The organism is Streptomyces sp. NPDC107471, assembly GCF_055582845.1.
Genome location: NZ_JBVJPC010000010.1, coordinates 202,265 through 215,213, shown reverse-complemented (window position 1 = coordinate 215,213; position 12,949 = coordinate 202,265). Strand labels below are relative to the sequence as shown.

The 12,949-nt window shown below is 71.2% G+C and carries 13 protein-coding genes; 4 read left to right on the top strand and 9 right to left on the bottom strand.

From position 1 onward, the window contains the following. Window positions 1–31: 31 nt before the first annotated feature. Window positions 32–529, top strand: coding sequence for a MarR family winged helix-turn-helix transcriptional regulator (locus tag ACZ66S_RS31290; protein WP_007382615.1), 498 nt, complete (start codon window positions 32–34; stop codon window positions 527–529). Here the strand turns inward: ACZ66S_RS31290 and ACZ66S_RS31285 are convergent. Next, on the bottom strand, window positions 488–1,255 hold the full coding sequence (locus ACZ66S_RS31285) for a LuxR C-terminal-related transcriptional regulator (RefSeq protein WP_469904913.1): 768 nt from the start codon (window positions 1,253–1,255) through the stop codon (window positions 488–490). The two genes, ACZ66S_RS31290 and ACZ66S_RS31285, sit on opposite strands and share 42 nt — an antisense overlap. A gap of 273 nt (window positions 1,256–1,528) precedes the next feature. Here ACZ66S_RS31285 and ACZ66S_RS31280 point away from each other — a divergent pair, with 273 nt between their 5' ends. Then, the gene (locus ACZ66S_RS31280) at window positions 1,529–1,987 is read left to right on the top strand and encodes a GNAT family N-acetyltransferase (protein WP_469904912.1); all 459 of its coding nucleotides are present in this window, start codon (window positions 1,529–1,531) and stop codon (window positions 1,985–1,987) included. On the opposite strand, the gene ACZ66S_RS31275 is transcribed toward ACZ66S_RS31280, so the two are convergent. The 4 genes from ACZ66S_RS31275 to galT all read right to left on the bottom strand — a co-directional run bounded on the left by ACZ66S_RS31275 (window position 1,977) and on the right by galT (window position 6,046). After that, window positions 1,977–2,765 carry a hypothetical protein gene (locus ACZ66S_RS31275; protein WP_469904911.1) on the bottom strand — a complete coding sequence of 263 codons (789 nt, stop codon included), beginning with the start codon at window positions 2,763–2,765 and terminating at the stop codon, window positions 1,977–1,979. The genes ACZ66S_RS31280 and ACZ66S_RS31275 overlap by 11 nt on opposite strands. Window positions 2,766–2,853: 88 nt before the next feature. Beyond that, window positions 2,854–4,002: a galactokinase gene (galK, locus tag ACZ66S_RS31270; RefSeq protein ID WP_469904910.1), complete on the bottom strand. Its 1,149-nt coding sequence runs from the start codon at window positions 4,000–4,002 to the stop codon at window positions 2,854–2,856. Continuing rightward, window positions 4,002–4,964, bottom strand: a complete 963-nt coding sequence (gene galE / locus ACZ66S_RS31265) for a UDP-glucose 4-epimerase GalE (RefSeq protein ID WP_469904909.1) — start codon at window positions 4,962–4,964, stop codon at window positions 4,002–4,004. The genes galK and galE overlap by 1 nt, the downstream gene beginning before the upstream one ends. Further along, complete coding sequence (gene galT / locus ACZ66S_RS31260) at window positions 4,961–6,046, bottom strand: galactose-1-phosphate uridylyltransferase (protein ID WP_469904908.1); 1,086 nt, start codon at window positions 6,044–6,046, stop codon at window positions 4,961–4,963. The genes galE and galT overlap by 4 nt, the downstream gene beginning before the upstream one ends. Window positions 6,047–6,157: 111 nt before the next feature. Between galT and ACZ66S_RS31255 the strand changes: the two genes are divergently transcribed. Together ACZ66S_RS31255 and ACZ66S_RS31250 are read left to right on the top strand one after the other, a co-directional pair. Next, entirely contained in the window at window positions 6,158–7,846 is a 1,689-nt protein-coding gene (locus tag ACZ66S_RS31255; RefSeq protein ID WP_469904907.1) for a sodium:solute symporter family protein, read from the top strand. Between the two features lie 21 nt (window positions 7,847–7,867). Beyond that, window positions 7,868–8,161: a hypothetical protein gene (locus ACZ66S_RS31250; protein ID WP_469904906.1), complete on the top strand. Its 294-nt coding sequence runs from the start codon at window positions 7,868–7,870 to the stop codon at window positions 8,159–8,161. 188 nt (window positions 8,162–8,349) lie between these two features. Here the strand turns inward: ACZ66S_RS31250 and ACZ66S_RS31245 are convergent, their stop codons facing one another. The 4 genes from ACZ66S_RS31245 to rsmA all read right to left on the bottom strand — a co-directional run bounded on the left by ACZ66S_RS31245 (window position 8,350) and on the right by rsmA (window position 12,884). Beyond that, the gene (locus tag ACZ66S_RS31245; protein WP_469904905.1) at window positions 8,350–9,036 is read right to left on the bottom strand and encodes a helix-turn-helix transcriptional regulator; all 687 of its coding nucleotides are present in this window, start codon (window positions 9,034–9,036) and stop codon (window positions 8,350–8,352) included. A gap of 218 nt (window positions 9,037–9,254) precedes the next feature. After that, window positions 9,255–11,057, bottom strand: coding sequence for an ABC-F family ATP-binding cassette domain-containing protein (locus ACZ66S_RS31240; protein WP_469904904.1), 1,803 nt, complete (start codon window positions 11,055–11,057; stop codon window positions 9,255–9,257). A gap of 49 nt (window positions 11,058–11,106) precedes the next feature. Then, complete coding sequence (locus ACZ66S_RS31235) at window positions 11,107–12,006, bottom strand: 4-(cytidine 5'-diphospho)-2-C-methyl-D-erythritol kinase (protein ID WP_469904903.1); 900 nt, start codon at window positions 12,004–12,006, stop codon at window positions 11,107–11,109. Then, a complete protein-coding gene (gene rsmA / locus ACZ66S_RS31230) occupies window positions 12,003–12,884 on the bottom strand; it encodes a 16S rRNA (adenine(1518)-N(6)/adenine(1519)-N(6))-dimethyltransferase RsmA (protein ID WP_469904902.1) in 882 nt (293 codons plus the stop codon). The genes ACZ66S_RS31235 and rsmA overlap by 4 nt, the downstream gene beginning before the upstream one ends. Between the last annotated feature and the right edge of the window lie 65 nt (window positions 12,885–12,949).

Genomic DNA, 12,949 nt, shown 5'->3' with positions numbered 1-12,949 from the left:
TCACGTCGACACAACCACTACACTGATCGTCATGGAGGACGAGGTCGATCGGCTGGTCGCTGCGTGGCGCCGGGAGCGCCCTGACCTCGACGTGGAACCGCTCGAGGTGCTCAGCCGGGTGAGCAGGCTGGCCCGGCACCTGGACCGGGCGCGCCGGCTTGCCTTCGCGGAGCACAGCCTGGAGCCCTGGGAGTTCGACGTGCTGACCGCGCTCCGGCGCGCGGGGACGCCGTACCAGCTCTCGCCGGGGCAGTTGCTGACGCAGACGCTGGTCACCTCGGGCACGATGACCAACCGCATCGACCGGCTGGCCAAGAAGGGCCTGGTGGAGCGGCTGCCCGACCCGAGCGACCGGCGTGGGGTGCTGGTCCGGCTCACGGAGGACGGCAAGGACCGCGCGGACCAGGCCCTCGCCGGTCTGCTGGAACAGGAGCGCGCGATCCTCGCCGAGCTCTCCCGCGCCCAGCGCGGGGAACTGGCCGGGCTGCTACGCCAGTTGACCGCCCCGTTCGACAACATCCCCGGCTAGGTCGACCGGGCCCACGCCCGCGCGCCGCGCCAGGGCGACGGCGGCCAGGGTGGAGTGCACGCCCAGCTTGCCCAGGACGTTCTGCATGTGGGTGCGCACGGTGTGCGGGGAGAGGAACAGTCTCTCCGCGACCGCCTTGCGGCCGAGCCCGGCCACCATGCAGCGCAGCACCTCCCGCTCGCGCGGGGTGAGGGACTCCACCAGCCGCTCGCTCTCGGTGCGGTGCTTGCGGGCGGCGGTGAGCTCCCGCAGCACCCCGGTGAGCAGGGCGGGCGGCAGATGGGTCTCGTCGCGCAGCACCCCCCGGATGACGGTGAGCAGCCGGGACAGCGAGCAGTCCTTGGCGACCCAGCCCGAGGCGCCGGCCTGGAGGGCGAGCGCGGCCCGCCGCGGGTCGTCCTTCTCGGCGAGCACGACGATCCGGACCGCGGGCTGCGCCGTACGGACCCCGGCGACCAGCGATATGCCGTCGACGAGGCCGTCCCCGGTACCGTCCTGCACGGACATGGCGGACCTGATGCCCTGGACGTTGCCGCCCAGGTCGGCGTCGACGAGCAGCACGTCGAAACGGCGGCCCTCGGCGGCCGCGCGCTCCAGACTGCGCAGCGCGGCGGGACCGCTGCCGGCCGCGGAGACCTCCACGTCGGGCTCGGCCGCCAGCGCGGCGGCGAGCGACTCGGCGAAGATGCGATGGTCGTCGACGACCAGGACTCGGATACGAACCACGAAACCCCCTTCCCCAAGCTCTCGAAGAGCAGGGGATACCCCATCGTCTTCGTCTGAGGACGACTCGGGAGACGACACCGCCGCGGGTACGACGCGCGAAGCACGATGGCCGCACGGCCGCCGCCGTGCAAGAACTGCTACCCCCACTTCGGGCGCCGTACCCGACTGTCTCGCCCCCTGATCAGCACCGGCCCCCACCGGTGCTGTTCATCAGGGTACGGCCGGGGGGCAGGAGCGGAAGGTTATTTGCAGAACTGGCTGTCCGGTGCGTTTATGGTGAGCCGCATGTTTCGTCTGGAGACAGAAGTCGACAAAGCCCGGCAGGATCTGCTCCGCAAGCGGCTGTTGGAGGCCAACACGGCGGCCTCCCCGGTCCTGCGCGCACTGCGTGGAACCCCAGGTGAACGGGAACTTCCGCTCCACGTCTGGGCGTTGGACGACTCCGGCGCGCTCGCGGGCGGACTGGTCGGCCACACCTGGACGAGCTGGCTGCACGTGACCTATCTGTGGGTCGACGGACGGCACCGCGGGGCGGGCCTGGGTTCGCAGTTGCTCGCACACGCGGAGCACCTGGCGCGCCACGGCCGGGGCTGCACCGCCGTACGCCTGGAGACCTGGGACTTCCAGGCGCCGGAGTTCTACCGGAAGCAGGGCTACGAGGTGGTGTGCGTGATCCCGGACTATCCGCCGGGGGTCACGGAGTACACGCTGACCAAGCGGCTCACCGCCTGAAGCGCCAGGAGCCCGGCTCGTCCGCCGGTTCCAGACCCAGCTCCCCCGCGATGCCGGCCGCGCGGCGGTGGGGGACGTCGGGGTAGTGCGCGGGGTGCACCTCGACGAAGCCGTGGTCGTCGGCCGAGGCCGTGCGGAGCGCCTCCCGGAGCGTGTGCTCCTGTTCCGCCGTCCTGGCCCGTTCCTCCCGCCGGCGCGCGACGGCCGCACCCCGGCGGGCGGTGGCCGCGACGAGCCCGAGCGCGATCAGCGCGAACGCCCCCACCCCCAGCACGTCCCCGGTCCCGCCCGTGTCGTCCGGGAGCCGGGGGCGCAGGACCCCCTCGGGGTCGGCGAGCACGATGACGGTCTGCCCGACGGCGAAGCGGCCGGACGCGGCCTGGAGGGCGGGACCCGGGAGCCTGGTGCCGTCGCGGCGCGCGAGGGCGTAGTCGTAGGTGTCCGCCTCCCGCCCCCGGTCCGGGGCGGGCCAGTCCCGTACGACGGTGGCGGTGACCCGCTCGCCCCGCCGGTCCAGGGTGAGCTCGTCGCGGGCCAGGTCGGCGACGTACACGGCCGCCAGGGAGGCCCCCACCACCAGCAGCGCCGCGGACAGGCCCGTCTCGTCGGCGCACAGCCTGGTGAGCAGCACGGCGAGGAGCACGCCGTGCGCGATCCACAGGGGCACGAGGAGTGCGTGGCCCTGGTGGTCCGCCAGGACGAAGAAGCCGGCGATCGCGGCGAGCGCGTAGCAGCCGATGCCGATCGCCGACAGGATGCGAAGGCGCCCTCGACTCACGCTCCGACGCTACTGGCGCGCGTGTCAGGGAGAGGCCCGGCTTTCCCCAAGTTCGGATCAAGCCGGGCAAAACAGCGGTCAGCCGGTCTCAGACCAGGCGCCGCGCCCCCGCCGAAGGCACCGCCTCGAACACCCGCGGAGCGGTGAACCCGGCCGCGGAGAACGCCTCTTGGACCGCCTTGGTGATCGTCTCCACGTCGGCCGCCTCGGCCAGCACGATCGCCGAGCCGCCGAAACCGCCGCCGGTCATCCGCGCCCCCAGCGCGCCCGAGGCGAGCGCGGTGTCGACGACCAGGTCCAGCTCCGGGCAGGAGATCCGGAAGTCGTCGCGCAGGGAGGCGTGTCCGGCGACCAGCACCGGGCCGATCGCGCGGGTCTCGCCCGACTCCAGCAGGGCGACGACCTTCTCGACCCGCTCGTCCTCGGTGACGACGTGCCGCACCAGGCGTACGGCCTCCTCGTCGTCGCCGAGCCGTTCGAGGGCCGCGTCGAGCTCGCCGTAGGGGATGTCCCGCAGCGCGTCCACGCCGAGCAGGGCCGCTCCGCGCTCGCAGCCGGCCCGGCGCTTGCCGTACTCGCCCTCGTTGTGGGCGTGCTTGACGCGGGTGTCGACGACCAGCAGGACCATGCCCTCGGCGGCGAGGTCGAAGGGGATCTGCTTCTGGGCGAGGTCCCGGGTGTCGAGGAACAGGGCGTGGCCGTCCTCGCAGCAGGCGGACGCGGTCTGGTCCATGATCCCGGTGGGGGCGCCGACGTAGACGTTCTCGGCGCGCTGGCACAGCCGGGCCAACTGCCAGCGCTGGAGGCCGAGGTCGTAGAGGTCGTTCAGCGCGAGCGCGACGACGACCTCCAGGGCGGCCGAGGAGGACAGGCCCGCGCCCGCCGGGACCGTCGAGGCGAGGTGCACGTCGGCGCCGGTGACCGGGTGTCCGGCCTCCCGCAGCGCCCAGACGACTCCGGCCGGGTAGGCGGTCCAGTTCCGGTCGCTCTCCGGGGCGAGGTCGTCCAGGCGCAGCTCCACGACTCCGCCCTCGACGTCGGCCGAGTGCAGGCGCAGGACGCCGTCCGTGCGCCGGGAGACGGCCGCGACCGAGGTGTGCGGCAGCGCGAAGGGCATCACGAAGCCGTCGTTGTAGTCGGTGTGCTCACCGATGAGGTTGACGCGACCCGGCGCCGACCAGACACCCTCGGGCTCGGTTCCGTAGAGCTCCACGAAACTACGCTGCACCTGCTCCACTACTGCTCCCTCGCGATGTACTGCGCGAACTCCCAGGCGTCCGCGACGATCCCCGCGAGATCCGCGCGGGACGGGTTCCAGCCGAGCTTCTCGCGGGCGGTGGCGGCGGAGGCGACCAGGGTGGCCGGATCGCCGTCCCGGCGGGGGGCCACGACCTCGGGGATCGGGTGGCCGGTCACCTTGCGGACCGTCTCGATGACCTGGCGGACGGAGAAGCCCTCGCCGTTGCCGAGGTTGCAGATGAGGTGCTCGCCCGCGGTGGCGGCCTTCAGGGCCAGGAGGTGGGCCTCGGCCAGGTCGGCGATGTGGATGTAGTCGCGGACGCAGGTGCCGTCCGGGGTCGGGTAGTCCTCGCCGAAGACCGAGATCGCCTCGCGCCTGCCCTGGGCGACGTGGAGGATCAGCGGGATGAGGTGCGACTCGGGATCGTGCCGCTCGCCCTGCTTGCCGTACGCGCCGGCGACGTTGAAGTAGCGCAGGGAGACGGCACCGAGCCCGTGCGCGTTCGCCTCGCCGGTGATCATGTGGTCGACGGCGAGCTTGGAGGCGCCGTACGGGTTGGTCGGCCGGGTCGGCGCCGACTCGACGATCGGCACCTCCTCGGGCTCCCCGTAGGTGGCGGCCGTGGAGGAGAAGACGAGCTTGCGCACGCCGGCCTCGCGCATGGCGCCGAGCAGCGCCATCGTCCCGCCGACGTTGTTGTCCCAGTACTTCTCGGGCTTCACGACCGACTCGCCGACCTGCGAGAACGCGGCGAAGTGGAGCACGCCGTCGAAGGAGGGGTCCAGCCACTTGGCGGCGTCGCGGATGTCGCCCTCGACGAAGGCGGCCCCGGCCGGGACGCCCTCGCGGAAGCCGGTGGAGAGGTTGTCGAGGACGACGACCTCGTGGCCGGCCTCCAGCAGGTGCTGGGCCACGACACCGCCGACGTATCCCGCGCCACCTGTCACCAGGTACTTCATGAACTCGCTACCTCTCGCAGTCGCTGTGCCGCGGCCTCCGGCCGGATGTCGTTGATGAAGACGTTCATGCCCGACTCGGAGCCCGCGAGGAACTTCAGCTTGCCGGACGTGCGACGGATGGTGAAAAGCTCGAGGTGCAGCGCGAAGTCGTCGCGGCTGACCCCCTCGAACTCCTCCAACTGGCCGAAGGGCGCCTGGTGCCAGGCGGCGATGTACGGGGTCGGCGGCTCACCCGCACCTTCCTTCCCTCCACCCGGCCCATCGAAGATCCGGTCGAAGCGCCTCAAGAGTTCCAGATAGACCTGGGGGAACTCTGTGCGGGCGTCCTCGTCGAGGCCGAGCAGATCCGGCACCCGGCGCCGGGGGTACAGGTGCACCTCGTACGGCCAGTGCGCCGCGTAGGGCACGAAGGCGACCCAGTGCTCGCTCTCCAGGACGACCCGCTCGCCGGCGAGTTCGCCCTCCAGGACGGCGTCGAAGAGGTTCTCCCCTCCGGTCGCCTCCTTGTGCGCCGCGAGAGAGCGCAACATCAGTGCGGTGCGAGGGGTGGTGAAGGGGTAGGCGTAGATCTGGCCATGCGGGTGACCCAGGGTCACACCGATATCCGCACCCCGGTTCTCGAAACAGAAGACCTGCTCCACGGAGGGCAGATGCGACAGCTCCGACGTCCGGTCGGTCCATGCGTCCAGGACGAGCCGTGCCTGCTCCTGCGTGAGGTCCGCGAAGGACGCGTTGTGGTCCGAGGTGAAGCAGACGACCTCACAGCGCCCCGAGTCGCCCGCCAGGGAGGGGAAACGGTTCTCGAAGACCACGACGTCGTACGACGAGTCCGGGATCTCGCTCAGCCGCTCCCCCTGCGAGGGACACAGCGGGCACTCGTCGGCGGGCGGGTGGTAGGTGCGGCCCTGCCGGTGCGAGGCGATGGCCACGGAGTCGCCGAGCAGCGGATCACGACGGACCTCGGACGTGGTGACGGTCCGCTCCAGCGGCCGCCGGTCCACGGCGTCGCGGACGGTGTCGTCGCGCAGGTCGTAGTAGATGAGCTCGCGACCGTCGGCCAGCCGGGTCGAGGTCTTCTTCACCGCTGCGCTCCTTCACTCAAACATAACTAAACACATGTAACCATAAACACCCACCCAAGTCATCATCGGAATCAAACAAAGCGCACCAGTCGAGGTGTTCAATTGCTGACTATGCAAACCCCCACAAAAGGCGCATACCTGGCCGCCGAGCTCAGGCTCCCCACCAACTGGCTCGACTACACGATCCTCGGGATCTACTTCGTCGTCGTCCTCGGCATCGGCTTCGCGGCCCGTAGATCGGTGAAGACGAGCCTGGACTTCTTCCTCTCCGGACGCTCACTGCCGGCGTGGATCACGGGTCTCGCCTTCATCTCCGCCAACCTGGCCGCCACGGAGATCCTGGGGATGGCCGCCAACAGCGCGCAGTACGGCGCCTACACGGTCCACTGGTACTGGATCGGCGCCATCCCGGCCATGGTCTTCCTCGGCCTGGTGATGATGCCCTTCTACTACGGCAGCAAGGTGCGCTCGGTCCCCGAGATGCTCCTGCTGCGCTTCGACAAGTGGGCGCACCTGCTCAGCTCGGCCCTGTTCGCCTTCGCGGCCATCCTGATCGCGGGCGTCAACCTCTACGCCCTGGCGATCGTCGTGGAGGCCCTGCTGGGCTGGCCGCAGTGGGTGGCCATCGTGGTCGCGGGCGCCTTCGTCCTCGCCTACATCACCCTCGGCGGACTGTCCTCCGCGATCTACAACGAGGTCCTCCAGTTCTTCGTGATCCTCGCGGCCCTCATCCCGCTGGTCTTCCTCGGCCTGAAGAAGGTGGGCGGCTGGGGCGGCCTCACGGACAAGCTGACGGCGGAGCACGGGGCGAACTTCACCACGGCGTGGGGCGGCACGGGCATCGGCAGCGACAACCCGCTGGGCGCGAACTGGCTGACGATCGTCCTCGGCCTCGGCTTCGTGCTGTCCTTCGGCTACTGGACGACGAACTTCGCGGAGGTCCAGCGCGCCCTGTCGGCGAAGAACCTCTCCGCGGCCCAGCGCACCCCCCTGATCGCCGCGTACCCGAAGATCTTCATCGTCTTCCTGGTGATGATCCCGGGCCTGGTGGCGGCGGCCCTGATCCCCGGCTTCGGCACCGCCGACTCCGGCTACCAGTACAACGACGCCATCCCGTACCTGATGGAACAGCTCCTGCCGAACGGCGTCCTGGGCATCGCGGTCACCGGCCTGCTGGCCGCCTTCATGGCGGGCATGGCGGCCAACGTGTCCTCCTTCAACACGGTGTTCACGAACGACATCTGGGGCCGCTACGTGCGGAAGGGCCGCGAGGACGAGTACTACGTCCGCTTCGGCCGCCTGATCACGGTGATCGGCGTCTGCGCGTCGGTGGGCACAGCCTTCCTGGCCTCGTCCTTCTCGAACATCATGAGCTACCTCCAGACGCTGTTCTCCTTCTTCAACGTGCCGATGTTCGTCGTCTTCATCGTCGGCATGTTCTGGAAGCGCGCGTCCACCAAGTCCGGCTTCTGGGGGCTGCTCGCCGGCACGGTCGCGGCGATGGTGAACTACTTCTGGATCTACAAGCAGGGCATCATCGACATCCCCTCCGACCAGGGCGCCAACTTCGTCTCCGCGATCGTCGGCTTCGTGGCCGGCGCGGTGGTCATGGTCGCCGTGTCCCTGTTCACCGCCCCCAAGCCCGCCGAGGAACTCCAGGGCCTCGTCTACGGCACGACGTCCCCGGGCATGTCCGAGCCCCCCGCCGCCGGCGACGACGCCTGGTACCGCAGGCCGGCCCTGCTGGGCTGGGGTGCGGTCGTGCTGGCTGCCGCCTGCTACATCCCGTTCTCGTTCTGACCGCGGGAGAATTGAGGAACCATGTCCGAACACGACGTCCAGCGAGAGGTCGCCGAACTCCAGGCCAAGTCGGCCACGGCGGCCCGCATCTTCGACCTGCGCCGCATCATCGGCGGCCTGTTCGTCCTCTACGGCGTCATCGTCACGATCGCCGGCATCAACCCCTCCGACGCCACCCTCGACAAGGCCGAGGGCGTCAACATCAACCTCTGGACCGGCCTCGGGATGCTGGCCCTCGGCATCTTCTTCCTGATCTGGCAGAGACTGAAGCCGGCGGTGCCGCCGAAGGTGGACGAGGAGACCGACGGCGCGTAGAGGCTGTCGGGCGGTGCGGGCGCGGGGGGCTGGTCGCGCAGTTCCCCGCGCCCCTGGGTGGGTGCAGTCGCCCGCGCCACGCACCGCACGCGCTGCACGAACCCCCACCGGACAGCAACGGGCCGCCGCAGGCATTCAGGGGCGCGGGGAACTGCGCGAAAACGCCCGCCCCCACCGAACCCGCAGACTCACGGCTCAACCACCGGAGGTACCGGCCCCGCCCGCTCCAGCAACCCCGTCCGCGCCGCCAGCGCCGCCGCCTCCAGCCGGGACCCCACCCCCAGCTTCATCAGCACCCGCTGCACATGCGTCCGGGCCGTGGACGGCGCTATCCCCATCCCCGCCGCGATCAGCCGGGTGTCCTCCCCGTCGGCCACCCGCACCAGCACCTCCACCTCCCGCGGTGTCAGCATCTGGAGCAGCCGCTGCCCTTCGTCGTCCGGCTGGGCCGCCGGATTGAGCAGCTCGCTGAACGCCCCCTGGAGCAACTGCGGGGCGACCGCCGCCTCCCCCGCCCTGGCCTTCATGATCGCCCGCTCGACCCCCTCGATGCGCTCGTCGTGCCGTACATAGCCCGACGCCCCCGCCGCGAACGCCGCCGCGATCCCCCGAGGGCTCGGCACCGGGCCCAGCACCAGCACCGCCACCTGCGGCCGCTCCCGCTTGATCTTCACGACCGGGTCGAACATCCCCGGCTCGGCCGGCGTGGCCGTCCCCAGCAGGCACACCTCGGGCGCCCGGCTGATCACCAGCTCCGCCGCCCCCGCGGCGGGCGCCGCCGCCGCGAGCACCCGGTGCCCGCGCAGTTTCAGCGCCGAGGCCAGTGCCTCGGCGAGCAATCGGTGGTCGTCGACCACCATGAGCCGAACTCCCATCGAGCAACCCCCCAGTCCCCCCAATGGATCCGCGTGAATGCCCCACTATGGATGCCCACTGATCCGCACGGGCAGAGGACCTCTCCCGGCACCCCCGCCCTTCATGCCCCCGGAAGCTACACGCTAGTTCGACGTTGCGCTTCCCCTACCGGTGAGAAGTGTCCCGGAAGTGCTGAATTCCCGGCTTTCCTGTCGTTCGAGGACGATGTGCCGCACCTTCACGCGTCCTCGGCGAGCTCCAGCCAGCGCATCTCCAGCTCCTCGCGCTCCCCGGCGAGGTCGCGCAGTTCGGCGTCGAGGGAGGCCACCTTCCCGAAGTCCGTGGCGTTCTCGGCGATGGACGCGTGCAGCTTCGTCTCCTTCTCGGAGATCTTGTCGAGCTGCCGCTCGATCTTCTGGAGCTCCTTCTTGGCGGCCCGCTGGTCGGCGGAGCTCCGCTCGGCGGCGGGCTTCTCCACCACGGGCGCCGAGGCGGCGGCCGCCTCCTCCATCCGCTGCCGGCGCTCCAGGTACTCGTCGATGCCCCGCGGCAGCATCCGCAGGGTGGCGTCCCCGAGCAGCGCGAAGACCCGGTCGGTGGTCCGCTCGACGAAGAACCGGTCGTGGGAGATGACGATCATCGAGCCGGGCCAGCCGTCGAGGACGTCCTCCAACTGGGTCAGCGTCTCGATGTCGAGGTCGTTCGTCGGCTCGTCGAGGAAGAGGACGTTGGGCTCGTCCATCAGCAGCCTGAGCAGTTGCAGCCGTCGCCGCTCACCGCCGGACAGGTCGCCGACCGGGGTCCACTGCTTCTCCTTGTTGAAGCCGAAGGTCTCGCAGAGTTGTCCGGCGGTCATCTCGCGCCCCTTGCCGAGGTCGACGCGCTCCCGCACCTGCTGGACGGCCTCCAGGACCCGCAGCGCGGGATCGAGTTCGGCGACCTCCTGGGACAGGTAGGCGAGCTTGACGGTCCTGCCGACCACGACCCGGCCGCCCGCGGGCTGCTTCTCGCCCTCGGTCCGCGCGGCCTCGGCCATGGCGCGCAGCAGGGACGTCTTGCCGGCGCCGTTGACCCCGACGAGACCGATCCGGTCGCCCGGTCCGAGCTGCCACGTCACATGCTTCAGCAGTACCTTCGGGCCGGCCTGGACGGTGACGTCCTCCAGCTCGAAGACGGTCTTGCCCAGCCGCGAGGAGGCGAACTTCATCAGCTCGCTGGTGTCCCGCGGCGGCGGCACGTCCTTGATGAGCTCGTTGGCGGCCTCGACGCGGAAGCGCGGCTTGGACGTACGCGCCGGGGCACCGCGCCGCAGCCAGGCCAGCTCCTTGCGGACGAGGTTCTGCCGCTTGGTCTCCTCGGTGGCGGCGATCCGCTCGCGCTCGGCGCGGGCGAAGACGTAGTCGGAGTAGCCGCCCTCGTACTCGTAGACGTCGCCCTTCTGCACGTCCCACATGCGGGTGCAGACCTGGTCGAGGAACCACCGGTCGTGGGTGACGCAGACGAGCGCCGAGCGCCGCTCGCGCAGGTGCTTGGCCAGCCAGGAGATGCCCTCGACGTCGAGGTGGTTGGTGGGCTCGTCGAGGACGATCAGGTCCTGTTCCTCGATGAGCAGCTTGGCGAGGGCGATACGGCGGCGCTCACCACCGGAGAGCGGCGCGATGACGGTGTCGAGGCCCTGCGGGAAGCCGGGCAGGTCGAGCCCGCCGAACAGCCCGGTCAGCACGTCACGGATCTTGGCGTTGCCGGCCCACTCGTGGTCGGCCATGTCCCGGATGACCTCGTGCCGGACGGTGGCCGCCGGGTCGAGGGAGTCGTGCTGGGTGAGGACCCCGAGCCGCAGTCCGCCGGAGTGCGTGACGCGTCCGGTGTCGGCGTCCTCCAGCTTGGCGAGCATGCGGATCAGGGTGGTCTTGCCGTCGCCGTTGCGGCCCACGACGCCGATGCGATCGCCCTCGGAGACGCCGAGCGAGACACCGTCCAGCAGGGCACGGGTGCCGTACACCTTGCTGACGTTCTCGACATTGACCAGATTGACGGCCATTTCTCTCCTGCCCGGGGGGATCGATCGACCCTCCAGGGTAGTCCGAGCGCTACGGCCGGATCACCGTCGCACCCGGCACCGGCCCCGACGCCGTGCGCACCGCCCGGCAGGTGCCGGAGCCGCGCAGCGCGTCCGCGATCCGCGCCGCCGAGCCACTGTCGCGGGCGAGGAACGCCGTGGTGGGCCCGGACCCCGAGACCAGCCCGGCGAGGGCGCCCGCGGCACTGCCGGCCGCGAGGGTGTCGGCGAGCTCCGGGAAGAGGGAGAGGGCGGCGGGCTGGAGGTCGTTGGAGACGGCCGCGGCGAGCGCGTCCGGGTCGCCGTCGGCCAGCGCGTCGAGCAGTCGCTCGGAGGCGACGGGCTCGGGGACGTCGAGGCCCTCGGTGAGCCGGTCGAAGTCCCGGAAGACGGCCGGGGTGGACAGGCCCCGCCCGGCCATCGCGAACACCCACGAGAAGGTGCCGCCGACGTCGAGGGGGCGCAGTTTCTCGCCCCGCCCGGTGCCGAGGGCGGCCCCGCCGACCAGGCTGAACGGCACGTCACTGCCCAACTCGGCGCAGATGTCGAGGAGTTCCGCGCGGGAGGCGCCGGTGCCCCACAGCGCGTCGCAGGCCAGCAGCGCGCCGGCGCCGTCGGCGCTGCCGCCCGCCATGCCGCCGGCGACGGGGATGTCCTTGGCGATGTGGACGTGGACGGCGGGATCCAGACCGTGGCGCTCCGCGAGGGCGATCGCCGCGCGGGCCGCGAGGTTCGTGCGGTCCAGGGGGACCTGGGCGGCGTCGGGGCCCTCGCAGGTGACGCGGAGCTCGTCGGCGGGGGTCACGGTCACCTCGTCGTGGAGGCCCACCGCGAGGAAGACGTTGGCCAGGTCGTGGAAGCCGTCGGGGCGGGCGGCGCCGACGGCGAGCTGGACGTTGACCTTGGCGGGGACGCGGACGGTGACGCTCACTGCTCGACCGGCTCCTTCTGCTGTGCGTGCTCGGCGATCCGAGCGAACTCCTCGACGGTGAGCGCCTCGCCGCGGGCCTGGGGCGAGACCCCGGCGGCCACGAGGGCGGTCTCGGCGGCCGCGGCCGACCCGGCCCAGCCGGCGAGTGCGGCCCGCAGGGTCTTGCGGCGCTGGGCGAAGGCGGCGTCGACGACGGCGAACACCTCGCGCTTGGACGCGGTGGTCCGGACCGGCTCGGTCCTGCGGGTGAGCGCGACGAGCCCGCTGTCGACGTTCGGAGCGGGCCAGAAGACGTTACGGCCGATCGACCCGGCCCGCTTGACCTCGGCGTACCAGTTGGCCTTCACGGACGGGACGCCGTACACCTTCGAACCGGGCGCCGCGGCGAGCCGGTCGGCGACCTCCGCCTGGACCATGACGAGGGTGCGCTCGATGCTCGGGAAGGTGTCGAGCATGTGCAGCAGCACGGGTACGGCGACGTTGTACGGGAGGTTCGCGACGAGTGCCGTCGGCGATGGGCCGGGGAGGTCGGTGACGTGCATCGCGTCCGAGTGCACCAGCGCGAAACGGTCCGCGCGGGCGGGCATGCGGGCGGCGATCGTGGCCGGCAGTGCGGAGGCGAGTACGTCGTCGATCTCCACGGCGGTGACGCGGTCTGCGGTTTCCAGGAGCGCGAGGGTGAGTGACCCGAGGCCGGGGCCTACCTCCACGACCACGTCGTCGTCCCGGACGTCAGCGGTGCGGACGATCTTCCGGACCGTGTTCGCGTCGATCACGAAGTTCTGGCCGCGCTGCTTGGTCGGGCGGACGCCGAGGGCTGCGGCGAGTTCGCGGATGTCGGCCGGGCCGAGTAGGGCGTCTGGGGAGGGGCTGCTCACGTGCACAGCCTATCCGCGCGCCGGTGGGGGCTGGTCGCGCAGTTCCCCGCGCCCCCGAAGGTCGG